This window comes from Paraburkholderia sp. MM5384-R2, assembly GCF_014201025.1.
Classification (GTDB): Bacteria; Pseudomonadota; Gammaproteobacteria; order Burkholderiales; family Burkholderiaceae; genus Paraburkholderia; species Paraburkholderia tuberum.
The window spans coordinates 16434-39700 of record NZ_JACHDI010000005.1 but is presented as its reverse complement, the minus strand read 5'-3'; the positions used below and the strand labels follow the sequence as shown (position 1 = coordinate 39700).

Here is a 23267-nt window from a genome sequence, read left to right as displayed (position 1 = left end):
GTAATGGATGTAGAAGTGGGGAAATGCGTCTATCGTCTTCGTTGTAACGACGGCAGCATCATCGAAAACCCCCGTATAGACGGACTTGAGGTCGAATTTCTGGGACGTCTCGGAGGCGTCGTCGAGATCGAAGAAGGGTCTATTTTCCGCAACACCCGGATTTCGGCGGGCGGCGCTGCACTGATCACCATTAAAAGAACTCACTCCAAAGGTATCAAAAATACCAGGATCGAAACCGCCTGCCCGTGCAAATTCAAGCAACTGTTCATCGATGAGGGTTGTTCCATCGAAGGGGCACGCTTTGCGTTGGTGGATGATGCAAATCTTTTCGTTTCCATTGGAAAAGATTGCATGATGAGTTCCAACATTCTTTTCCGTGGCGCGGACGGACACACGATCTTCAACGTTGCAACGGGCGAAGTATTGAATAGATCTACCCCTATTGTCGTAGGTGATCACGTCTGGATCGGCGCCGGAGCGACTTTTCTTAAGGGCGCTCAGATATCCAGCAACGTAATCGTGGGTTCGAACACGTTGCTTTCGCGAAAGTTCGAGGAGAAATTCGTCGCAATCGCCGGTACGCCAGCACGCGTGGTCAAAACGGGCGTCAACTGGGACCGCGCAAGAATCCCAGAGTATGAGTTGGCGATGAGTCGCAATCTGCATCACGACAACAGATAAAAGCCCGAGCCGGCGACATGATAATTTGTTATCCGGCCAGCTCGATCTGTCAGATTGATGTGTGACTGTCGTTAGCGGACGCCTCGAGATCGTCGAGTCTTCGTCCACCACGACTATTTGACTGCTCTCACGTAGTTCACTACGCTTTCCCAATTGACGAACTTTTTATGAGGTGAGCCGCACCAGACTTTAGCAGCAAAGTTCTCCGCTTCGGGATCAACACAACTCGCCTCTGCAAACACCGGTCCAGCGTTGCAAGTGCTCCAAATGTGCGGCGCATATTCATGCTGCCCTGCGGCCGCGCGCACCTGGTCGAACTTGGCTTTTGAATGTTTAAATTCTGTGTGGGTTTCCTGCCCTAACGCAAAGGGCTTGATGAAGTCTACGGCAAGCTTAAGTGACGCGCCCGACTTTGCCTGATAGCCGTACCAATCGTGATTGCGTTGATGTGCGACACACGCCAGCGTCAGCAACGGCTGAACGCTAAACAGATGGTAATGCATTGCGTCTCGCAGATCGAAGTCGATACTCTTCCCATCGGACAGGAAACTGGCATTCATCTGCTGCCTAAACCCGTCTTCGACGGCACTCCAGAGATCATTATTTTGAAGCACAGTGGCAACGAGTCCAACCGTTTTAAGGCGATGGCTCTGCCAATTCCCTGTGCGATGTCTGGAGTCGTTCCAGGTGGTTACCGCCATGTTCCTCATCCAGTTGTCTACCGTGACGCGATCGCGTGGAGAAAACTGACTCCGTAAAATGTCGTAACCTACGATTAGCGGCTCAAGGGTCGTCTCGTTAATAGGATCACCATCGGGCCGATTTTCACGAGCCCACGCGAGAATGAAATCCCCCCCCTTTTGAGCATACTTCCCGTCTTGACTAACCAGCCACGCCCATGCTAAAGCCGAAATCTTGGGCATGTCCTTAAGCGCGATTTTTGTTTCCATCTTCGCCGGGTCCGAGTCAAGACGACCTTCGCCAACAATGACTGAGACAGGATGCGGAACGTCGTTGAGCGCGTCATTTGCAACCTTGACTATGCCCTTGTACAGCGTCTCGGCCTCCCGATCCTGCGCAATTAATTGCTTCAGCGTTTCAGCTTCAGCGCCGTTCAGACTGACCGGCCCTGCCCAGGCTGAGCTGGATGACAACGCATAAGCGCATAGCGCCAACATCAAGTTTCGTACAAGCATCAAGCGTCCTTATTCGAGGAATTCATCGGGAATCGGCTCGTCAAGCAGGGAGCGGCGCCGATAATCAAGCGAGAAATACATTCGAAATCGAGAACGACTTCGGGTTTCGTTAATTACAAAAATTGACCACGTCAGATCGATCAAGTTTCCTCGAATGCTGACCATGATCACCTGCAGTCAATTTTGACTTCGGGCGCAGCAAAACTGACATGCAGTGGAAAAGATGAATTCGCTGCACCGGTCTCTGCTCACACCATCGACTTGTACTTCGCAAACGCCGACCCGATCACCTGGTGCATGTCGTAGTACTTGTATTCAGAAAGCCGTCCGCCAAACACAACCTTGTCTTCTTTTTCCGCGAGCTCGCAATACTTCTCATAACGGTCTGAGTTGACCTCGTCGCCGACCGGGTAATATGGAACCTTTCCGTTTGCCCAAGTCGCGGGAATCTCCTTCGTCACTACCGTCTTCTCGCTCCTGTTACCCGGCGCGAAATGCTTGTGCTCGATTATGCGAGTCCAAGGCACCTCGGAATCGCCGTAATTGACGACTGCATTACCCTGATAGTTGTCGGTGTCTTCTACCCAGGTCTCGAAATCAAGGGTCCGATATTCGAGTTCGCCGAACTGACAATCGAAATAGTCATCGATCTTGCCAGTGAAGACGACGGTCTTCGCTTTCGCATTCCATGCTTCGCGATCAGCAAGATAGTCGACGCCGAGCTTCACCTCGATCCCTTCGAGCATTCTTTCAAACATGGCCGTGTAGCCGTCTTCAGGCACGCCCTGGTACTTGTCATTGAAGTAGTTGTTATCCCACGTCAGGCGCACAGGCAATCGCTTGATGATCGACGCCGGCAAATCTTTCGGGTCGCGCTTCCACTGTTTTGCCGTATAGCCCCGAATCAGCTTTTCGTAGATATCCGTGCCGACTTGCGACAACGCCTGCTCCTCGAGATTGCGTGGCTCGCGGCCTTGAAGATCGAGTTTTTGCGACGCGATCTTTTCTTTCGCTTCTTGCGGCGTCTTCACACCCCACATGTGGTTAAAGGTGTACATATTGAAAGGAAGCGAATAGACCTTCCCATCAGATACGGAGATCGGCTGATTCCGGAAGTTATTGAAGCGTGAAAAGCGATTCACGAACGACCAGATCCGTTCGTCGTTACAGTGAAAAATATGCGGCCCATAAACGTGGACCTGAATTCCTTCCTTCTCTTCCGTGTGACAATTGCCCGCAATGTGCTCGCGCTTGTCGATTATCAGACAGGTCTTGCCGTCATCGGCGGCCAGACGTGCAAAGGTAGAGCCGAACATGCCGGCGCCAACGATCAGATAGTCATACATTGTGGGTTTCCTCTTCTTGCCGGCTTGCCAGCAGATCTAATAGTTTCGCTTTCCTGGCCTCGTATTGAGACTGTAAATCCTCGGGAACTCGGTCCTTCACCCATTTCACGAGGTTGCTGGCGAACTCGTTCCACACGTCGATCAGATAAGTGCCGTTCACGTGATTGACGATGCGATGATGGGTAAATTCCAACGCATCGAACGCAGCCAAACGCCGATGGTCCGAAACATTGGTGATTTGCGATCGTTGTTCGAACTTGCGGTGCGCGCAGACCTCACCTTCGCCGTAACCAATGTTGTTGGCCGCCAGCAGGCTTTCCCAATGGAAGGCAATGTCGTTATGAACCACCGTCGCGCCAAAAAAGATATTCGCGTCGTGAAGCAACTCCGTCTTGATAATCCGATTCCACGGATAGTTAATCAGCGACGATGCGATGCGGCGCAGTTCATTGTTGTCCTTTGCGTGACGGAAGCTCTCCCACAACGCTTTGTCCGCATTAAACATCTCGCGAACCTGGTTCTTCTCGTAGTATTCGATTCTGTATTTCATGAAATACAGGTCATTGCCGTGCCGTTTAGCTTCGATGACGGCCTTACCCAGCTCCCTGCCATCGACAACGTCGTCCGCGTCAAGAAAGAACGTATACAGCCCTGTGCACAAAGGGATCACAGCGTTACGTGCGCGCCCCGCTCCGCGATTCTTCTGCTGGAAGAAATGCAGATTGTCGTGCTGCTCCTCGAGTTTGCGGCAAATCTCTGCGGTGCGGTCCTGCGAGCCGTCGTCGATCACGAGGACATTGGTCGAGATGCCCGGCACATTTAGTACGCAGTTGAGCGTTTCTTCAACGAAGGTCTCGCAGTTGTACGTGGGAATCACGATGGTCAGATCATGCTGCGCGTAACCTTCGTAAAACTCCTCGATACGGCTATTGAAGTTCGAACGAAGGTTCTTTGCCGGGAGCCGTTTCTGATTTTTCGATACGATCTGGGCAATGCGTTTGCCCATAATTGCCTTGACCTTTTCGCGCTCCTGACGCTGCGAAATCCAGCTGCTGCGATAACAGAAATCATAGAACTCGTCGACGATGAGCTGATCTGCCGGCAATTCGACGTGATCGGCCAGAAAGCAACCAATCGTGTTGATATGGCTGCACATGGCGGCGAGCTTGAAATCGGCTGCGCCCATCGTTTGACCTTCGCGCGCCATCCGATGGTAGCTGATAATGTCGTCGACCTTGACGAGCGTGCCATGCGACGCGAGCACAAACCAGTGAAGCGGATTGTCTTCGTAGAAGTAATCGCCTTCCGGATACGCAATCTGATTGTTTTCCAGAAATGCCCGACGATAAAGCTTTCGCCACGGCACAGGGGAGGTGCGGAATACCTCCGGAAAAGACTTTGCCGTAAAAGCTTTATCGGTCGAAATCTTTTCAAACATCTGCAGATCGTACGCTTCCGAATAGTGCCGACTATGTTCGACGAAGGTCCGAAAACCACCAATGACGACGTCTGCCTGATGCCGCTCGGCAGCAGCGACCATGTTCTCGAACGCCGTCTCTGTAATCCAGTCGTCACTGTCGACAAAGCCGATATACGTCCCTGTCGCAGCACTGATACCGATATTGCTCGGAATGCCCGCACCGCCCAATGTGTTGTGATCGAGATGAATCACGCGGATGCGGCTATCCAGTTCCGCGTGCATCCTGATGATTTCCATGCCATTATCGGTGGAAGCGTCATCGACAATAATCAGCTCGAAGTTGCTATAAGTCTGATAACGGACCGACAGAATACATGCATCAAGATACGGCCCCACATTAAAGACCGGCATGACAATCGAAATTTTTGGGCCGACGTGGCCCATTTCGCGACGCAGGTCTCGCACTGCCGGAATTGCGGGCGGATCAAGGCGAAGTTTTTTCTCAGCCCACGCAATATTAAATTCGGCGAATTTATACAGCGGATCGTTAGTCGCGATTTTTTTGTACTCCCGGATTGCAGCGGCGAGATCGCCAGCGCGAACCAGGTCGTTTCCCTGCTTGATACTCATCACTACCCCATTAGGACAGACGCTGTTGGATTAACCGAATTAAAGTTTCGTCGTGAAAGATCGACCGTTGGATTCGATATTGCGAAAAATTCAACGTGAACTATCCTTCCGATTTTAATACGCCACCCGTTAGCTCATTGAGCCGGTTCTTCAGTTCCTGAAGCTCTTTCATCAATTTGAGCGGATGAGCATTTGCGAACCGTTCACTCATATATGCAATGTTCGCGCGACGCAACAACGGGGAATCGCGCATCCATTCTTCCTTCTGCTCATAAATGCGCAATACTCGATAACCAAATGCCTGCAGGAATTGATCAACTTCCGCAAAATAGGTCTGCTGCGTTCCAGAACGATTGAAGCCGACCTCGATATAAATAATGTCGACGCTTTGACTCTCGAACAATTTGCGTGCACTCGCGAGCACGTCCATTTCCTTGCCTTCGACGTCGATCTTGAGCAGATTGATCTTGCCATCGGTAAAAATCGGAGCCTGACTATCAAGGCTCACGCAGCGCGCGGTAAACACGTCACCTGGACCAATTTCTGGCACGAGATCAGCCGATAAAGCTTTGGTCATGCTCTTTGCTGGGATGAAGCGATGCGCATCGCTCGATTCAGCAATTGCGAGGTTGTACGCGTGCACGACCGGACTATCGGAGCCGGCGATCTTGCTCGTGAGTTGCGCGTAGCTGTTCGGATTAGGCTCGAACAAATGTGCTTCGTGAATTCGGAATTTCTTGCTCGAACGCTTGATCTTCAGGAACACGTCACCCACATAGGCGCCGACGTCGACGTAGATAATCGCCTTGCCGTTAAAGAACAACTCCAGATCGGCCAGCAAGTCGTCGATATCGGCATCGCCCTTATTTGCTTTGGGAACAATCGTCTGCTTCAACTTCTCTAGAGCGGCTTTTTCCTGTTCCAGCTTGACCGTCGCCTGCTTCAATGACGTCAACTCGCGCTCACGCTCTTCTGCTAAACGCGCTTGCGTGTTGCGTCCTTCGGTCAGCGATTGTTTTTCCTGCTCCAACAGCGCCTTTGTCTGTCTCAGCGCGTCGAGTTCTCGAAGGCGTTCTTCGGCGATGCGACGCTCGACTTCATGTTTGACTTCCAACGCTCGCAGTTCCTGTTCGACGGTCGCCTTTGTGGCCCGAAGAGATTCCAGTTCCCGCGCGCGTTCTTGCGCTTCGCGTGCCTGCGCTTCAAGCTGCTCATTGACGCGCTGCAGACTCTCGCGCTCGGCAAGACCCTGCTCCAGTTCTTCCTGAACCAGATGAAGACTTGCCTGCAGCGACTCGTTATCGCCGCTCTTCCGAATCGTCGCGTCAAGCGCGTCGCGCAATTCCATTTCGCTTTGATCGCGCTCTGCGACTAGAATCACGTTCTCTTTCTGCAATTGTGAGTTTGCCTGCTTGAACGCTTCGAGTTCGCAATTGCGTTGGTCCAGCAGACGCGCCTGCGATTCGTAGCGCGCCGATAGCATGGCTTTTTCCTGCTCCAACTTCGCCTTCGACTGCTTCAGTTCTACAGCTTCACGCGCCCGATCAGTTGCGAGCCTAGACTGTTGATCACGTTCGCGTGCGAGATCGCTCAACTGCTTGTCGGCAGCCGCACGGCGCTCCGCAAACGCGGTTTTCTGCTTCGCTTCACTGTCGCGCGCACGCTTTGCCTCATTGCGCAGTTGTTTGGCCTGACGAGCTTCAGACTCGCTGAACTGAGTGTCGACAGGCAGCAATTCGAGCATGGCCTCCGCTTCGACGACGTCGCCGGCCTCATGCAGCCGGAACGCCAACCACTTCAGACGAAACGCCTTCGGATCGAGGTCATAGGCACGGCGGGCCGCTTGCGCCGCATTTGCGCGATCGCCTTTTCCCAAGTGTCGGGCGAGTGCCGTGTAGCCTTGGGCCTGCATCGCAGGAGCGATGGACTGTGCGCCCATCACCTTTTCGACAGCGTTGAAACCGCCGCTTTGCCACGCCGCGATGATCTTACTGAAATCTTTGCCGCCCAGCGCAGCTGGCGGAGTCCGACGAGTCGATTGACGCCATATCTTGACGAGCTTGCCGGGCACCGAAAGAAGCGAACCGGGTGCATCCACGCCTTCGATCAGAATGTTGCCTAGCCGAGCATTCAATGCGTGATTCGATTCGCGCTCGTGAATCTTCTTCTGCGCGTCGACGAGCGCCCGCAGGCGTCGGTTTTCCGCGTACATTTCCGGCAGCTCATCGGCGACCCATCCGCTCGCGATTGTGGACGCATTCGCCACACCGGGATTCGAACTAATCGTCAGTTTGGACGCGGCAGGTTGGGCCCTGGAATAATTGCGCTCCAGCTCCTCTTGCGCATGATGAAGTTGAACGAGCAACAGCTCGTTCTCCTGCTGAAGTTCCGAGACGCGGGATTCGAACGCTTCTTTGATACCAGTATTGTTAGTCATGTTTCTTCTTCCAGACGCCGCGGGTATCGACGAGTTTTTGAAAACGGGTCAATTGCGGAGAAATGTTCTTGAACTGCGAGTGATCGACCAGCAGCACAAGAACGCTCGCGCGCTCCATCGCGGCGTTCAAATCCATTTGCGCAACGCGACGATCGGTCAGGCTCTGCGGCAGACTCTCCAGGTTCGGTTCGACGACAAAAACCTTGCCTGCGTGACGATCTGCCAACGCCTCTGCAATATGAAGGGCGGGGCTTTCCCGCAAATCGTCGATGTCCGGCTTGAACGTGAGACCGAAGCACGCGATGCTGATGTCCATCGCCGTCATCCCGTCCGTTTTCAGTTCCGCGATTGCTTCATCGACTTTCTGAAGCACCCATTTAGGTTTCGTATCATTGACGGAGCGCGCGGTCGCGATCAGCCTGGCGGTTTCCGGCGCGCTGTTCACAATGAACCAAGGGTCGACGGCAATGCAATGACCGCCCACGCCACAACCCGGTTGCAGAATATTCACGCGCGGATGCCGGTTTGCAAGACGGATCAGTTCCCATACATCGATGCCCTGGTCGTCGCAAATCATCGAGAGTTCGTTGGCGAAAGCAATATTCACATCGCGGAAACTGTTCTCGGCCAGTTTGCACATTTCAGCCGCGCGAACCTGCGTCACCACGCATTCGCCCTGCACGAACGACTTGTAAAGCACGACTGCCGCCTCCGAGCATTTGTGCGTCATGCCGCCAATCACGCGGTCGTTGGCAACGAGTTCGTGCACGATGCGCCCAGGCAGCACCCGCTCCGGACAGTAAGCAATGCGAATGTCGGAATCGTTACCGGCTTGCTGTGGAAACGTCAGGTCGGGACGCATCTCGGCCAGCCATTGCGCGAGCTTTTCCGTGGTTCCCACTGGCGACGTAGATTCCAGAATGACGAGATTGCCTTTTGCAAGCACTGGCGCGAGCGATTTCGCTGCGGCCGCGATGCAACTCACGTCGGGCTTCTGCTCGGACGTCAACGGCGTCGGCACCGCAATCACGAACGCATCGGCGGGCTCTGCTTGCATGGTCGCGCGCAAATAACCCGCGCCAACCGCCGCCTGAACCAGAATATCCAATTCGGGTTCGACGATATGAATATTTCCCCGATTGATGGTATCGACGACATATTCCGAAACGTCGACACCGATCACTCGCATTTTTCGCGACGCGAACAACGTTGCAGTCGGCAAACCGATATAGCCTAGACCTATTATTGATATTGTGTTCAAGATACGTTCACCAGAATTTTCGCAAATGCGCTGCGGTGCTGCGCCGTTACGCCGACTTTCTTGTCGATGTCCTGATTGTTGTTCAATAAATTGACCCGAGGCGCCCTTTTTGGTCGTCCCGGTCGTTTTCCGACGACAATCAGGGTTCTCACGCTTTGCCGATCTCAATCCACGTGATCGAGGATGATGCTTTCGAGCAGCTTGATTACGCCGATCAATGCCAGCGTGATAAGCACTGTGATAAGCACGTTATAGAAGCGTTGCGGCTCCATCGGATAGGATGGCGTGGTCGGAGACTGGAGAATCGAAACCATTTTAAGTTTGCGCGCCGCGTCCATCCGCCCTTGCTCCAGTGAAGAAAGTGCAGTTTTATAGAGGTCTTGCGTGAAATTGACCTGCATTTGCAAACGCTGGAATTCTTCAACCGTGTAATTCAGTGTTCGGCTCTTAGGCGACGCCAGTTCGGCACGCTTCAGCGCAATCTGCTGCTCCAGAGCGGCAAGATTCTTCTTAAGCATCACGACGGTCGGCTGATTCGGGCTGAGGTTTGCAGGCAGCGAGGCAATCTGCGTCTGAAGGTCCGTCTTCTGTCCTTCCAATCTGTCGATAATGGTATCCATATTGCCCGCCGTGGACGCAGGCGCCGCCAGCCCCTTCTCGTTCTGGAAGTTCAAAACGTCTCGCGACGCGTCGAGGAAACGATCGTGTGCGAAAGTGACCTGCTTCTGCAGAAAATCAACCTGCGACTGTGCGAGTTGATGTCCAAGCTCGTTCATATGCTGCTCGCCCAACTTGACCATCAGCGCAACGATCGCCTTTGCGGTTTTCGAGTCGTAGGCCTCAGCTTGAATGCGCAATACACCGCTGTAGTCGTCGTATTCAACGTCGACGCGGTTTAGCCAGTATCGGAAAAACCATTCTTCCGGCCCATTCTTAAACCACATACGTGAGATTGGGTCGCGGTGCCAATTGCTGTAGTGCGACCGCAGATCGAGAGCAGCGTCCAGTTGGTCAAGCATGTCCTGGGACAGCAAATACTCACGCAAAAGGAGCTGATCGGCGCTATTGGCAGTTCCCCCGGCGGCGCTGAGTGCAGGAATTGCGACGCTTGGCCCATTGACCTGGTCCGTTCGCTGGATAATCACTGTCGCTTGTGAAACATAGCGATCGGAAGCCACGAGTACCCAATATGGCACCGACACGATTGCGAAGATGATCATCAAGCGAATGATCAGCTTAAAGAGCCGGAGGGAAAACAATGTGTTTTTTACTTTATCGTAGGCTGCAGTCCATCTACCGGACGAACGCCAATTTTCGATTGCTACTGTTTCTTTCATGGGAGAAGTTTCGTTTTGTAGGCGTTCAATCCTTGCTCCAGATCGTCGAACCAATATGCCTGGCCCTCGTCGATCCAGATCGCCGACTGACAAAATTGTTTGAGCGTCGCTTCGTCGTGAGAAACCATGATCACGCTTGCGCGACTCGTTCTGTTTTTGAAGGCTTCAGCAGTCTTTTTCCTGAATCGGGCGTCGCCGGCAGCCGTAACTTCGTCGGAAATAAATACGTCGAAGTCAAACGCGAGCGACAACGCAAACTGCAGACGCGACCGCATCCCGGAGGAATATGTCGTGACGGGCTGATCGAACGCGTCACCCAACTCTGCAAAGCTCTGAATGAACTCTAGTCTGTCCGAAAGTTCGTCCTGATGTCCGTGCACGCGACAAACAAATTTTGCGTTCTGGCGTCCACTCAGCGTTCCTTCCAGCCCGCCCGCACCCATGGGCCACGAAACCTTGCATAGGCGTTGAACGCGACCCTTATTCGGAAAATCGATACCGCCGATGATTCGTAAAAGTGTCGATTTTCCTGCGCCATTGCGTCCAATCAGAGCGACACTCCTCGTTGTAGGAATCGTCATAGTGATGCCGCGCAGCACCCACTTTCCTGCCCCATGCTCAGACACGTAACGCTTATGAACATTTTCGATGAGAATCACCGCATCACCAGCTTTTTCGAAAAACGCCTGTACAGAGCCAAGCCAAGCAAATTGAGCCCCAGCGCCCATGCGTACAAATAGCCCAACCTAATCCCCTCCATGGTTCGGTACGATGGCATAAAGCCCTGCCTCATTAATTCGAGACCATTCACGATGGGATTTGCGGCAAAGATGTACTGATAGGGTTCCGGCACGAGGATCGACAATGGAAGCAGTGCGCCCGATATGTAATAGAGCGGCAAATAGATGATCTTGAAGATGTGGTCAAGTTCGCGCACGAAGCGCATGGCCACTGAGGTGGCCAAACCGAAGCCCAGACCAAGCAACCAAAGCCCAATGACGCTCGCCATCACCATCAGCGGATCCTGGGGTAGCCAGACCGGGTTGAGAAGGTCTGGCGTGATCGCATGGTCTGTGGCAATCACGATGCACATCAGGACAATAGCAACCGGCACCATCAGGAACAGTTCGAGAACTGCCCGGACGATGGCGACATCGAAAGGCTTCACTTGCCGATAAGCGAAGAAGGCCTTGTTCGAGTCAACTCCATGCAGCACCTGAGTCCACGTGCGACGCCAGAGCAGAAACCCGATGAAGCCGGCGATGATCCACATGTTGATTCCAATACCACCCACCTGTCGAATACGAAGCGTCTCGAATCCGAATGCGTGAAGCGATATGTAGATAATCGGTTCGAGTAGCAGCCAGAACCACGCCGCGCGCGCCTCAAAAAGGCGATCTAGCGCCTCCCTCAAAAACAGGGCGCGCCAGACAGCGAATGTGACCTCAAACGGCGTACGAATTTTTTCCGTCATAACCCGTTACTGCAAATCATGAGTAAACGTCACCGTCGGATCGGCAACCATGACGACATACGTCAGGAATTTGCGGAATTCGGCACCAGGCGAGTTCGAAACATAAACGACGTCGTGATTCTGAATCGGGAAATTCTGCGTGACGAAGAACGCCGCTGGATCGCGAAGGTTGATTTCGTACACGACCGGCACCTTGCCATTGCTTGCCTTCACCGAAGGATCGGTCTTGTCCAGCAGCTTCGCGTCTTCGAAGCGGAATACAAAAATCGCGCGTGCGTCCGCGCGACTGTCGTTCAGCCCGCCTGAACGCGCGAGCGCCTGCGCGAGAGAAATGCCCTGTGCCTCGAACGGAACTTCGTCGTTTTTGCCCGTTGCGCCCAGCACCGAGAAGGTCTGCGGCTGGAACAACGCCGTCACCACGTCGCCCGGCTTGAGTATCACGTTCTGCTTCGGATCCCGAATCACGGCATCGAGCGCCATCGTCGCTGTCGTGTCACCGCGCGAAAGCTGCACTGCCATATGGCTGACGGGCTGCTTCAGACCGCCTGCAAACGCGATCGCATCCAGCAGACGCTCGCCCTTCGGCGTGATCGGCATCATCGTGCTCGTATTGACTTCGCCGACGATCGTGACATTCGACGCATTGTTCTTGGTCACGCCCACGAGCACTTGCGGCTGATTCGCCTTGCCTTTGAGATGGCTGACGATGCTCGACTCGATTTGTTCGGTCGTGCGGCCGGCCACGCCGATGCGGCCCGCGAACGGAATAGAGATGGTGCCGTCGGCCGCCACCATTTGCGTCGGCAGCGTGATGCTATTTGACGTGCCGGCTCCAGCCGACGGCAGCGAAACCGGGGACATCGAGCCAAACAACATCGCAGGCGGCGCTTCCCAGATTGTGACTTCGATCACGTCGCCCAGGCCAATCACATAGTTATTGGCCGTCTTGCTCACAAAGACATCGGAGAACTGGCCGAGTTGCTTTCCAGCCGCGAGCTTGCGCGCGATCGCGTCGTCGACGTCGATGATCTGGATGCCTTCGACGTTGCCCGCTGCGCTCTGCTCCTGTATCTGCTGACGGCTTGGTCCCGACGCCGGCAGCCATCCTGGAAATGTCCCGCACCCCGAAAGCGTTAGCACAGCGGGAAGGCAAAGTACCAAAAGATTTTTTTTCATGAACCGTGAATTCTGGATCTGGCGTTGTCTTTCCGCCGGGCTTGCCGCAAGGCTCACCACGCATGACCCTATCAGCCAGCGCCTCGCGTTACGCAAGCCCGCCCGGTTGAGCGCGCCTTTTAAAAACCATTCCGTCTCGAATACATTCGCCATTTTCGCCAACGGGTACGGATGAATCAAATTTCCAACGTGAAAACGGACGCTGCAAGGCAATGGGGCATGCCGCCACTCACAAACGGAAATCCAATCACCTTCTATTTACGGCCAGTCCATCCGCGACCTTGACTGCTTTCACGCAGCGCCGACGAAAAAAGCGTCAGCGAAGTAACGACAACCGTTACCGCCCCGCCAACCGCGCCACCGCCCTCACCGTCCGACTAATCTGCTCCGCCTCATGCGTCGAACAGATAAAAAAGCGCAACCGTGCCGCTTTTTCCTCGACGGCCGGATAAAAAATCGGCTGCACGTTAATGCCTTCCTCGAACAAAGCATTCGCCCACTGCGCGGCCTTCAACGAGCTGCCCGTGATCACCGGCACGACCGCGTAGCCCGCGCTCGTGCCGACATTGAGTGCAGCCGCACGCGCTTCGGCAAGAAACTGATGCCCCCGCTCCCGCAATTGCGCGACCCGTTCGGGTTGCGCGATCAAACTTTCGAGCGCCGCAAGCGACGCTTCGGCAAGCGCCGGCGCAAGGCCCACGCTATATAAAAATCCCGGCGCCAGATGACGCAGCATGTCGGCGAGCGGCTGGCAACCGGCGATAAAACCGCCGCAGCCCGCCAGCGTCTTGCTCATCGTGCCCATCCACAGATCGACGCGATCGGGGGCCACGCCGCACTGCTCGCGAATGCCCCGTCCCGTCGCGCCAAGCACCCCGAGCGAATGCGCTTCATCGACCAGCAGAAACGCACCGTGCCGCTCCTTCACCTCACAAAAGCGCTGCAGATCGGGAAAGTCGCCGTCCATGCTGTACAGCCCTTCGATCGCGATCAGCACATGACGATACTCGCGGCGCACGCGCGTGAGCTGCTCGTCGAGCGCCTGCCAATCGTTGTGCGCGAAGCTCAGACGCTTCGCACCGCTCAGTTGCGCGCCCTGCACGATACTGTTGTGCGCGAGAGCATCGTGCACGATCAGATCGCCGGGTCCGAACAGCGCGCCGATCACGGTCACGTTCGTCGCATGTCCGCTAACGAACGCGACGCAATCGTCGGTTTCATAAAACGCTGCAATCGCGCGCTCGAGTTCGCGATGCACGGGCCGTTCGCCCGCGACAATGCGGCTCGCTGACGCCGACGTGCCATACCGGTCGATGGCGGCCTTCGCACGCGACGCCACGACGGGGTCGCCCGCGAACCCGAGATAGCTGTAGTTCGCGAAGTTCACGTACTCGCGACCGCCGATTTGTGTCGTCGCGCCCGCAATACCGTCATGTACGCGAAAAAACGGCGAGTCGACGCCCAGCGTCTCGCCCATCTCGCGCATCAGCTTGACCTGCTGGAATTGCGGCATCGCTTCGAAGCGGCTGCGCGCTGACAGCGTCTGCGCGGCCTGCGCCGCCAGACCATCAGGCACCCTAGGCGCCGCAACCGCATCGGTCGCGCGCTCCAGTTGCCGCTTCAGCGCTTTGGCCGCCAATTGCTGGCGTAGTGTTTCCCCGAGTCCCATGTAATCCGATCTAACCTTTTTATGTGGCGTGCCTGCGTTATGCGTGCGCCTCGACCCACTCGTATGCGCCCGGTGTGCCCAACAGCGCCGCGAGCAGCCGATAGTTCATTTCATGCGTTGGCCGCCGCGCGCTCACGTGGCCCAGCAACGGTGCACCGGCGAGCGCGAGATCGCCGACCAGATCAAGCACGCGATGCCGAACAAACTCGTCGGGCTGACGCAGTCCGCCGACGACACGCTTGCCGACAATCGCCGCCGTGCATGACATCCGTGCGCCGCGCAGAATGGGCCAGCCGCGCAGATAGCCCACGACGATCGCGGGCACCGCCCACTTGATCTGCCCATACGAGCGCGACGAAGCGATCTCATCAGCAAAGGCGCGCGGCGTAAGCCGGCCGTGCCATTCCATGTCGCCGAACCCCTTGAGGTCGTTGTTGTGCACGCTGAGCGCATAGTCGTCGGCGGGCTCGACGCGCATTTCACGGCGCGCGGCGCCCTCACCGTCGGCGACGCTGACAGTCTCGAGCACGCGCAAGAAGCGCTTCGGCTGCGGCAGCGCGGCGCGCCCGCACGCAAGGATCGCATCGATCCATGGCTGCGCGCTGCCGTCGAGAATCGGCACTTCTTCAGCGTCGAGTTCGACGATCGCGTGATCGATCTCGCACGCGAGCAACGACGCGAGCAGGTGCTCGACCGTGCGCACGCCGAGGCCATCCTTCGCGCGCAACATCGTGCAGAGCGGCTGCCCCCGGCGCAACGACGGATCGGCGGCCACCGTGCCGAGCGCTTGCCCCTTGTGCAGGCGCCGAAACACGATGCCGTGTCGTCCGCCCGCCGTCGCCGAGGTTTCGACGGGCAAAATGCGCACGTTCACGCGCCGCCCGGTGTGCAAGCCGTGCCCCGACAGTTCGAGCGGCCGCGCCAGCGTGCCTTCGCTCGGCCGCCAGCCCGCAGGCAGCTTCACTCCGCAAATGCCGGCGTTGACTGACATGACTCGTCTCCCTGTTGATCCTGATCGTTGTTGCCCGCGTTTCGATTACGTTCGAGCAGCGCGCGCGCCTCGTTCTCGTCGAGCGCGTGGCGCGCGGCCAGCGCCGCGAATTCCTCGTTCGCGCCATTCGCGGCCCCCTGCGTGCCGGGCTCGTTTTCGCCGCTCTCGTCGTCGAGCATGTCGACGACGCGCACGGCGAGCGTCTGCACCGTCGCGCCTTCGGCGATCGCCATGATCGACAGCTTCACGCCGAACGACTCCTCGACCGCCATGCCGAGTTCCATCCCCATCAGGGAGTCCATGCCGAGATCGAGCACCGAGCGGTCGAGCGCGACGCGCTCCGGCGACATGTGCAGGATGCGCGCGATGTGGCCGCGCAACGCGGTCTCGACCGCCGCGACCGCTTCGGCCTTCGGGAGAGCGCGCAGCTGTTCGAGCAGTGCGCCGTCTTCGCTCGTTGTCTCGCTAGCGCCGCCGCCTTGCAATGCCATGTAGCGACGCGCCTGCGCGGCGGGCATCCCGCGCGCGATCGCCGCCCAGTCCAGACGCACCACAGCCTCGCCGACCGCCCCGGTTGCGAGCGCGCGCTCGAGCGCCGTCATCGCCTCGTCAGAGGTGATCGACGCACCGCCGATGCGCGCCTGCAGCGCTTCACGCGTCGTGCTGTTGCGCGCGAGGAAGCCGACATCCTCGATCGGCCCCCACGCCATGAAGGTGGCGGCCAGCCCGGCCGCGCGGCGATGGGCGACAAGCGCTTCAAGGAAGCTATTGGCCGCCACATACGCGCCCTGGCCCGGATTGCCGAGATAAGTCGTGGCCGAGGAATACAGCACGAAGAAGTCGAGCGCGCAGCGCTGCGTCGCGCGGTGCAGATTCCATGCACCCGCAACTTTGGGTTCGAGCACGGCGAGCATGCGCGCGTCGTCGATGTTGCGCAGCAGGCCGTCGTCGATGCGCATCGCGGAGTGCAGCACGCCCTTGAGCGGCGTTCCGCGCGCCTCGATGCGCTCGATCAGACCATCGAGCGCCGCCGCATCGGTCACGTCGCACGACACCACTGTCACGGTCGCGCCATGCTCGGCACGCCAGCGTTCGAGTTCCTGCTGCTTCGCCGGGTCGAGTGCGCCGCCGCGGCTCGCGAGCGTCACGTGACGCGCGCCGCGCGCGATCATCCAGCGCGCGCTTGCGTAACCGAGACCCCCCGTTCCGCCGACGATCAGATACGCCGCCCGCGGGTCGAGGCGCAGCACGGGCTGCGCGACGCCCCGCGTGGGCGCCGGCGTACCCGACGGATAGGTGACGAGCACCTTGCCGATCTGGCGCGCCTGCTGCATGTAGCGGAACGCCTCCTCCGCGCGCGCGGCCGGGAAGGCACGATACGGCAACGGATGCAGCACGCCGTTCATGAAGAGCGCCATCACTTCCTCGAAGAGGCGCGTGGTGAGTGCGGGCAGCACGCCCATGAGCTGATCGGCGTCGATGCCAAAATAGCTGATGTTGTTGCGGAACGGCCGCAGGCCGATCTGGCTGTTCTCGTAGAAGTCGCGCTTGCCCAGTTCAAGGAAGCGGCCAAACGGACGCAGCGTGTCGATGCCGCGCACCATCGCCTCGCCCGCGAGCGAGTTGAGCACGATGTCGACGCCCTCGCCGTTCGTGCACGCGCGCACCTCGTCGGCGAACGCGAGGCTGCGCGAGTCGAACACACGATCGGCGCCGAGCAGGCGCACGAACTCGCGTTTCTCGTCGGCGCCAGCGGTGGCGAACACTTCCGCGCCGAGATGGCGGGCGATCTGGATCGCGGCAATGCCGACACCACCCGCACCACCGTGAACGAGCACGCGCTCACCGCGGCGAAGCCTTGCGAGCTCGCACAGTGCGTAGTACGCGGTGAAGAAGGTCGTGGGAATCGTAGCGGCTGCTTCGAAGGAAATCGTTTCGGGCTTGCGCGCGATCGCGCTCGCGCGTGTGAACACGCGCGTGGCGAACGAAGCCGGCGCGAAGCCGAGCACCGCGTCGCCGGGCACCCAGCCTTGGACGCCCGCGCCGACGCGCACGATGCGCCCCGAGAGTTCCATGCCGATCGTCGCGCCCGCGAAACCGGTTTCGACCGCCTCGTCGGAGAGCAGGCCCATCGAATACATGACGTCGCGGAAGTTCAGACCGGTCGCCATCGGCGCGATCTCGACTTCGCCTGGACTCAGTTCGCGCTCGGGCAACGCGAACCATTCGAGGTTGCGTAGCGAGCCGGGCATGTCGAACGCCAGCACTGCGGGCACGGGGTCGGCCACCTGCTCAGCCGTGGATTCGTCGCGGGGAGTCTGCCGTTCCGCTGTTTGCGCCGGCAGCATGCGTGGCACGTAGCGGCCCTGCGCCGTGAGCAGCATCTCTTCCTCGCCGTCATCGTGCGCGAGCGCGTGCGCCAACTGCGATACGGCCTTGCCATCCGCGCCCGCCACGTCGATAAGGCGCAGCGCAAGCGTCGGGTATTCGTTCGCCATCACGCGGCCGAGGCCCCATAGGCTCGCCTGCTCAGGCTGCGCCGCTGTGCCCGAGCCTTGACTGAACGGCGCGCCTCCGCGTGTCACCACGGACAGGCGCGCCAGCGCAGCCATGCCGGCTGCGTCGAGTTCGCGTGCGAGCATGGCGAGCGCGAGCACGCCGTCCTGCTGCGCGCGCATGATGTCGGCGCCGCTGGCGTCGTCGAGCTGTACGAGCGGTGCCACGAACACGATCTGCGCTTGCGTGTTCTTGCGTTCGAGCCATGCGGCCGCTTCGCGCACGCTCGTCGCTTCAACCTGGCAGCCAAAGCGCTCGAGTTCTTCCGCGAGCGCAGACCCGAACGCGTCGTTGCCGCTCTGCACGATCAGCCACGGCTGCGCGTCGGTCGAACTGGGTTGCATCTGCTGAGCGGACGCAGGCTTGCGCGCGACCATCAGCGTCGGCGCACCTTCGAGATCGAGGCCCTGCTCTGAGTGACGCACGACATCCTGCAGACCGGCGCGTTCGCAAAGCGTGCGAACCGCGGCCTGTGCGAGCGCGCCGTAGGCCTGTGCGGCGACCTCGTGGCCCGCCACGCCGAAGACGATGTCGGCGAAACGGCTGCGGCGCGCGTCGGCGAGCACGACTACCCCGCCCGGCGCGAGCCGTTCGGCAATTGCTTGCAGCGTGGAGAGTGGATCGGCCTGTTCGCCGATCATGCGATTGACGACGATCAGGTCGAACGGCGCGGCGTCACGGTAATGCGTGAAAAGCGGTTCGTTCTCTCCGAGCTGCAGCGTCTGAACGTGCGCGTGCGCTTCCGCGTCGAGCGCGGCGAGCTGCTGGTGCGTGCCTGCAATCACGTGTTCGCACCGCGAAGCCGGCACGCCGATGTCGAGCGGCTGGAGCACTTCGACGCTCGTCGCGCCGATTTCCAGCATGCGCAGGCGACGAGTGCCCGGCCACGCTGCCAGCGCTTCTTTCGCGCAGGCGGCGAGCATCGCGCGGGCATGCGACCACGTGGGCGAAGCGTCGAAAAACTGCTCGACGAGGCTGCGCCCCGTCGGCGAGAGCAACGCGGGCGCATCGGCATCGGATGCTCCATCGCGCAGCACGCGTGGCAGCGCCGCGCCCACGTGCGCGAGCAGTGTCAGTTCGGCGACGTGCGCGGGCGAAGCCGCCAGCACATCGCGCCACAGCGCATCGTGCGAAGGCATCCCCGCGCAGGCCGCGCAGGCCGCGTCGTCGCGCACGAGACGCTCGCCCTCGAAGCGGGCGAGTCCGTCTTCCACGACGATCTGCGCAAGGCGCGCGAGCAGTGGCGTATTGGCGAGCGTGGGCAGCACGAGCTGCGCGAATGCGCCGATCGCTTCTAGCGCGTTCAACGCGTACAGGCCCGCGAGCACGTCGAGCAACGGCAGCGTTTCGGTCAAGTGACGCGTACGTTGCGCGCTGTCCTCATGCGAAGCGAGACGTGCGCTCGCACGTTCGACGAGCGCAGCCGGCGTGGGCAGCGCGGCGGCCGTGAAGCCCTCAGGCAGCGGACGCGCTTCAAGCGCGTAGGCAAAGCGCGCCGGTGCGGCGTGGCGTCGGCCCGTAAGGTCGACGCGGCGGAAACGGCACGCAGAAAGACGCGCGACGATTGCATTGTCGGCGTCGAGGAATTCGAACGACGCAACGATCGAATGCGGACTGCGCCGCTGCACACGCGCCAGCACACGCCGTACCGAGTCGCCACGCAGAAAGTCGACGCGGCCGATCTGTACCGGCACGAAGGCCGCTCGCGCTTCGCCTGGCGCGGCGCCGGCCTGGCCCAGCACGGCGAAGAGCGGATGAAAACCGCTGTCCATCAGCGCGGGATGCAGCAGCCAGCCGGCCACCGCGTGCGCGCCGGCAAGCACCTGCGGCACTTCAAAGTCAGCGAGCGCGTCGTCGCCTTGCACCTGCACCTTGTGCACCCAGCGGAACGCCGGACCATAGCTCAGACCGATAGCGGTCGTGCTTGCGTACAGGGCGCCGCCAGGCATCGCGGGGATAGCTTCGAGGCGCGCCAGCACCGATTCATCGGCCGTGCTCTGCGCGCCAAGCGTGCTGCCGCTTTCGAGCAGGCGACCCGTCACGTTGAGATTCCACGGCCCGTCGCTCATGCGCTCGCGCGTCTCGATCGTAAACGACGCGGTGCGCGCGTCGATCACGAAGCGCAACAGCTTCGCGTGCTGCGGCTGGAACACGACCGGCATGCGGATCTCGAGGTTCTCGAGCGCGACGTCCGACGTGCGGAAGAACACGCGCGCAGCGGCCAGCGCCATTTCCACGTAGCCCGCGCCCGGAAATGCAACGCCACCATCGACGACGTGATCGGCGAGCATCGGCACGCGCTGCGGATCGAGCTGGTTTTCCCATGCAAACGCATGCTCGTGCAGACGGTAGCCGAGCAGCGGATGATCGACGCGGCGATTCACGAGGTTGTAGCCTTCGATGGTGGCCGTCTGCCAGTGGCGTTCGCGCTGCCACGGGTAAGTCGGCAGCGCCACATGTGAGCCCTGAGACGCCACTGGCACGAAGCGGTCGACATCGACGCGCGCGCCGTGCGCGACCGCCGATAGCGTCGAATGCGCGAGCATCTGCGCGCTGTCGTGATGGCGCTTGAGTGTGGGCACGACCTCACCGGCGAGATTCAGGCTCGCGAGCGTCTGCTTGACGTAGTGGCGCAGAATCGAGTGCGGGGCGATTTCGATGAACACGCTTACGCCTGTATCGGCGAGACGCGTGAGCGCTTCGCCAAAACGCACCGGCTCGCGGATGTTGCGCCACCAGTAGCCTGCGTCGAGCGACGTGCCGGCAAGCGTGTCGCCGGTGACAGTCGAGACGTAGCGCTTCGTGCCTTCGCGCGGAGCCAGATCGGCGAGACCGGCGCGCACGACCGGCTCGATGGCGTCCATGCGGCTGCTGTGGAACGCGTAATCGAGATCGAGCAGCTGGAAGAAGCTGCCGTTCGCGGCGAGCGAAGCGCCGATCGCTTCGAGTTCTTCGGGCGATCCGGCTAGCGTGACGGCTTCGGGGCTGTTGGTGCCGGCCAGTTCGACCATCTCCGCGAGACCGAGGTGCGCGATCAACTGCCGTGCCTCGGCTTCGCCAATGCCCGCCGCAGCCATCTTGCCGGTGCCGCGCGTCAGGCCCTGCGCGCTGCTGCGAACGCGGATCACGCGCACGGCCTGGGCAAGCGTCAGCGCACCCGATGCCCACGCGGCCGCGATTTCACCAACGCTATGACCGACCGCCGCATCGAAACAGATGCCGCGCGCTTCGAGTGCGCGCGTGATGCCAACCTGGATCGCGAAGAGTAGCGGCTGCGCGTTCTCCGTCGCGGCGAGCCATTCGGCGCTCGCGCCGGCGCGCAGCACGTCGACGAGCGAGTCGCTGCCGTCGGCACGCCAAAGCACGTCGACTTCGTCGAGCGCCATGCGGAACACTGCGTCTTCCGCATAGAGCTGCTTGCCCATGCCGGCCCACTGGCAGCCGTTGCCCGCGTAGACGAACGCCACCTTGGCGGCCGTCGCTACGGCCTGGCCGCGAGCGACGTAAGCAGGGAGCGCCTGATCGGACGAATCCGCGAGCATCAAGAGCGCGGCGCAACCCGCTTTCAGGTCGGGCGGCGCAATGACCACGCGCTGTTCGAGCCATTCACGGCGGCGCGCGGCGCCGGCCGCGAGCGCGGCCCAATCGGCGCCGTTCTGCAAACACGCGAGATAGCGCGCGGCAAGTGCGGCGAGCGCATCCTGCGAGCGCGCCGTGAGAACGAGCGGCGGCAACGCTCCACGCGCGGCCGGCGTGCTGCCCATGACAGGCGCGGCGGGCACGACGGGCGCGGCTACCCTCACCGCCTCCGCTAGCACGACGTGCGCGTTGGTGCCGCCGAAGCCGAACGAGTTGACGCCAATCGTCAGCGGCGCACCGTCACGCCGCGAGAGTGGGGTGAAGCGGTCGACGACGCGTAGGCGTCCGCCCTCGAAATCGATGGCGGGATTGGGCGTTTCGAAATGGAGCGAGCGCGGCACCGCGCCGTGCTTCAGGCATAGGATCGCCTTGAAGAGGCCGGCCATGCCCGAGGCGGTTTCGAGGTGCCCGACGTTGGTCTTGACCGAGCCGATCAGGAGCGGATCGTCGGCCGGACGGCCGCCCGCGACTGCCTCTATTAGCGCGCGCGCCTCGATCGGGTCGCCGACTGCGGTACCAGTGCCGTGAGCTTCCAGATAGGCGAGCGAGCGCGGATCAACGCCCGCGCGGCGGTAGACCGAGCGCAGCAGTTCGGCCTGCATGGCCGTCGTCGGCACACTGATACCGCCGTGCGAATGGCCGTTGGAATTCACGCCCGAACCGGCGATGACCGCGTGAATTGTGTCGCCGTCCGCAAGCGCGCGCTCGAGCGGCTTGAGCAGCACGAAGGCGCCGCCCTCGGCGCGCACATAGCCGTCGCCGGTCGCATCGAATGCGCGGCAGCGGCCTCGCGGCGACAGCATCGACGCCTTCGAGAAGCTCACGAAGCCAAACGGATGAAGCAGCAGATTGACGCCGCCCGCGAGCGCCATTTCGGTTTCGCCCGACTGCAATGCCTGCACGGCCTGATGCAGCGCGACGATCGACGACGAGCAGGCAGTGTCAACCGACATGCTCGGACCGCGCAGATCGAACAGATAGGAAACGCGATTGGACGCAATGCTGAGCGTGTTGCCCGTGGCCGAGTATGGATCGATCCAGTTCAGGTCGTCCATGCTGCGGTTGCCGTAGTCCATGCTTGCGGCGCCGACGAACACGCCGCAGTCCCGGCCGCGCATCTCCGCTGGACGCACGCCGGCGTCCTCAAACGCTTCCCACGCGAGTTCGAGCAGCAGACGCTGCTGCGGATCCATCTGGGTCGCCTCGCGCGGCGAAACGCCGAAGAAAGCCGCATCGAAACCGGCCACGTTGTCGAGGACACCCGCCGAGAACGTGTAGCTCTTCCCCGGCTCTTTCTTGGACGGATGCTGGTAGAACTCCGTGCCGAATCGATCGGGTGGCACGACGGTCACTGCGTCGCGCTCATCGCACAGCAGTTGCCAGAAGTCTTCGGGTCCGGTCACTCCGCCGGGAAAGCGACATGCCATCCCGATAATTGCTATTTTTCTTTCCAT

14 protein-coding genes are annotated in these 23267 nt (G+C 59.7%); 2 read left to right on the top strand and 12 right to left on the bottom strand.

Annotated elements, in window-relative coordinates:
- The first annotated feature begins 3 nt into the window (after positions 1–3).
- Positions 4–681, top strand: coding sequence for an acyltransferase (locus HDG37_RS10650; RefSeq protein WP_184046789.1), 678 nt, complete (start codon positions 4–6; stop codon positions 679–681).
- A gap of 113 nt (positions 682–794) precedes the next feature.
- Here HDG37_RS10650 and HDG37_RS10645 read toward each other — a convergent pair whose 3' ends face one another.
- The 9 genes from HDG37_RS10645 to HDG37_RS10605 form a co-directional block, all read right to left on the bottom strand.
- Positions 795–1877, bottom strand: coding sequence for an alginate lyase family protein (locus tag HDG37_RS10645; protein WP_184046786.1), 1083 nt, complete (start codon positions 1875–1877; stop codon positions 795–797).
- Between the two features lie 248 nt (positions 1878–2125).
- The gene (glf, locus tag HDG37_RS10640; RefSeq protein ID WP_184046784.1) at positions 2126–3223 is read right to left on the bottom strand and encodes a UDP-galactopyranose mutase; all 1098 of its coding nucleotides are present in this window, start codon (positions 3221–3223) and stop codon (positions 2126–2128) included.
- Entirely contained in the window at positions 3216–5273 is a 2058-nt protein-coding gene (locus HDG37_RS10635; RefSeq protein ID WP_184046782.1) for a glycosyltransferase family 2 protein, read from the bottom strand. Before HDG37_RS10635 ends, glf begins: the two co-directional genes overlap by 8 nt.
- Before the next feature lie 100 nt (positions 5274–5373).
- Positions 5374–7710, bottom strand: coding sequence for an FkbM family methyltransferase (locus tag HDG37_RS10630; RefSeq protein WP_184046780.1), 2337 nt, complete (start codon positions 7708–7710; stop codon positions 5374–5376).
- Positions 7703–8974, bottom strand: coding sequence for a UDP-N-acetyl-D-mannosamine dehydrogenase (gene wecC, locus HDG37_RS10625; protein WP_184047383.1), 1272 nt, complete (start codon positions 8972–8974; stop codon positions 7703–7705). The genes HDG37_RS10630 and wecC overlap by 8 nt, the downstream gene beginning before the upstream one ends.
- A 161-nt stretch (positions 8975–9135) precedes the next feature.
- The gene (locus HDG37_RS10620) at positions 9136–10308 is read right to left on the bottom strand and encodes a chain-length determining protein (protein WP_260334547.1); all 1173 of its coding nucleotides are present in this window, start codon (positions 10306–10308) and stop codon (positions 9136–9138) included.
- Positions 10305–10967, bottom strand: coding sequence for an ABC transporter ATP-binding protein (locus HDG37_RS10615; RefSeq protein WP_184046778.1), 663 nt, complete (start codon positions 10965–10967; stop codon positions 10305–10307). The genes HDG37_RS10620 and HDG37_RS10615 overlap by 4 nt, the downstream gene beginning before the upstream one ends.
- Positions 10964–11782: an ABC transporter permease gene (locus HDG37_RS10610; protein ID WP_184046776.1), complete on the bottom strand. Its 819-nt coding sequence runs from the start codon at positions 11780–11782 to the stop codon at positions 10964–10966. The genes HDG37_RS10615 and HDG37_RS10610 overlap by 4 nt, the downstream gene beginning before the upstream one ends.
- Positions 11783–11788: 6 nt before the next feature.
- The gene (locus HDG37_RS10605) at positions 11789–12958 is read right to left on the bottom strand and encodes a polysaccharide biosynthesis/export family protein (RefSeq protein WP_184046774.1); all 1170 of its coding nucleotides are present in this window, start codon (positions 12956–12958) and stop codon (positions 11789–11791) included.
- On the opposite strand from HDG37_RS10605, the gene HDG37_RS10600 reads away from it, so the two are divergent.
- On the top strand, positions 12957–13133 hold the full coding sequence (locus HDG37_RS10600) for a hypothetical protein (RefSeq protein WP_184046773.1): 177 nt from the start codon (positions 12957–12959) through the stop codon (positions 13131–13133). The two genes, HDG37_RS10605 and HDG37_RS10600, sit on opposite strands and share 2 nt — an antisense overlap.
- Positions 13134–13295: 162 nt before the next feature.
- Here HDG37_RS10600 and HDG37_RS10595 read toward each other — a convergent pair whose 3' ends face one another.
- From HDG37_RS10595 to HDG37_RS10585, 3 genes are read right to left on the bottom strand one after another with little or no spacing between them, the layout of a single operon-like run.
- On the bottom strand, positions 13296–14627 hold the full coding sequence (locus HDG37_RS10595; RefSeq protein ID WP_184046771.1) for an aminotransferase class I/II-fold pyridoxal phosphate-dependent enzyme: 1332 nt from the start codon (positions 14625–14627) through the stop codon (positions 13296–13298).
- Between the two features lie 37 nt (positions 14628–14664).
- Positions 14665–15591 carry a UDP-3-O-acyl N-acetylglycosamine deacetylase gene (locus HDG37_RS10590; protein ID WP_184047377.1) on the bottom strand — a complete coding sequence of 309 codons (927 nt, stop codon included), beginning with the start codon at positions 15589–15591 and terminating at the stop codon, positions 14665–14667.
- Complete coding sequence (locus HDG37_RS10585; RefSeq protein WP_184047373.1) at positions 15588–23267, bottom strand: type I polyketide synthase; 7680 nt, start codon at positions 23265–23267, stop codon at positions 15588–15590. Before HDG37_RS10585 ends, HDG37_RS10590 begins: the two co-directional genes overlap by 4 nt.

What these genes read in the sequence shown, in the direction of transcription:
- HDG37_RS10650 (WP_184046789.1), top strand. Translation starts at nt 4, where the DNA reads ATGGATGTAGAAGTGGGGAAATGCGTCTATCGTCTTCGTTGTAACGAC.
- HDG37_RS10585 (WP_184047373.1), bottom strand. Translation starts at nt 23,267, where the DNA reads ATGGAAAGAAAAATAGCAATTATCGGGATGGCATGTCGCTTTCCCGGC.
- HDG37_RS10595 (WP_184046771.1), bottom strand. Translation starts at nt 14,627, where the DNA reads ATGGGACTCGGGGAAACACTACGCCAGCAATTGGCGGCCAAAGCGCTG.
- HDG37_RS10620 (WP_260334547.1), bottom strand. Translation starts at nt 10,308, where the DNA reads ATGAAAGAAACAGTAGCAATCGAAAATTGGCGTTCGTCCGGTAGATGG.
- HDG37_RS10645 (WP_184046786.1), bottom strand. Translation starts at nt 1,877, where the DNA reads ATGCTTGTACGAAACTTGATGTTGGCGCTATGCGCTTATGCGTTGTCA.
- HDG37_RS10600 (WP_184046773.1), top strand. Translation starts at nt 12,957, where the DNA reads ATGAACCGTGAATTCTGGATCTGGCGTTGTCTTTCCGCCGGGCTTGCC.
- HDG37_RS10610 (WP_184046776.1), bottom strand. Translation starts at nt 11,782, where the DNA reads ATGACGGAAAAAATTCGTACGCCGTTTGAGGTCACATTCGCTGTCTGG.
- glf (WP_184046784.1), bottom strand. Translation starts at nt 3,223, where the DNA reads ATGTATGACTATCTGATCGTTGGCGCCGGCATGTTCGGCTCTACCTTT.
- HDG37_RS10635 (WP_184046782.1), bottom strand. Translation starts at nt 5,273, where the DNA reads ATGAGTATCAAGCAGGGAAACGACCTGGTTCGCGCTGGCGATCTCGCC.
- HDG37_RS10630 (WP_184046780.1), bottom strand. Translation starts at nt 7,710, where the DNA reads ATGACTAACAATACTGGTATCAAAGAAGCGTTCGAATCCCGCGTCTCG.
- HDG37_RS10605 (WP_184046774.1), bottom strand. Translation starts at nt 12,958, where the DNA reads ATGAAAAAAAATCTTTTGGTACTTTGCCTTCCCGCTGTGCTAACGCTT.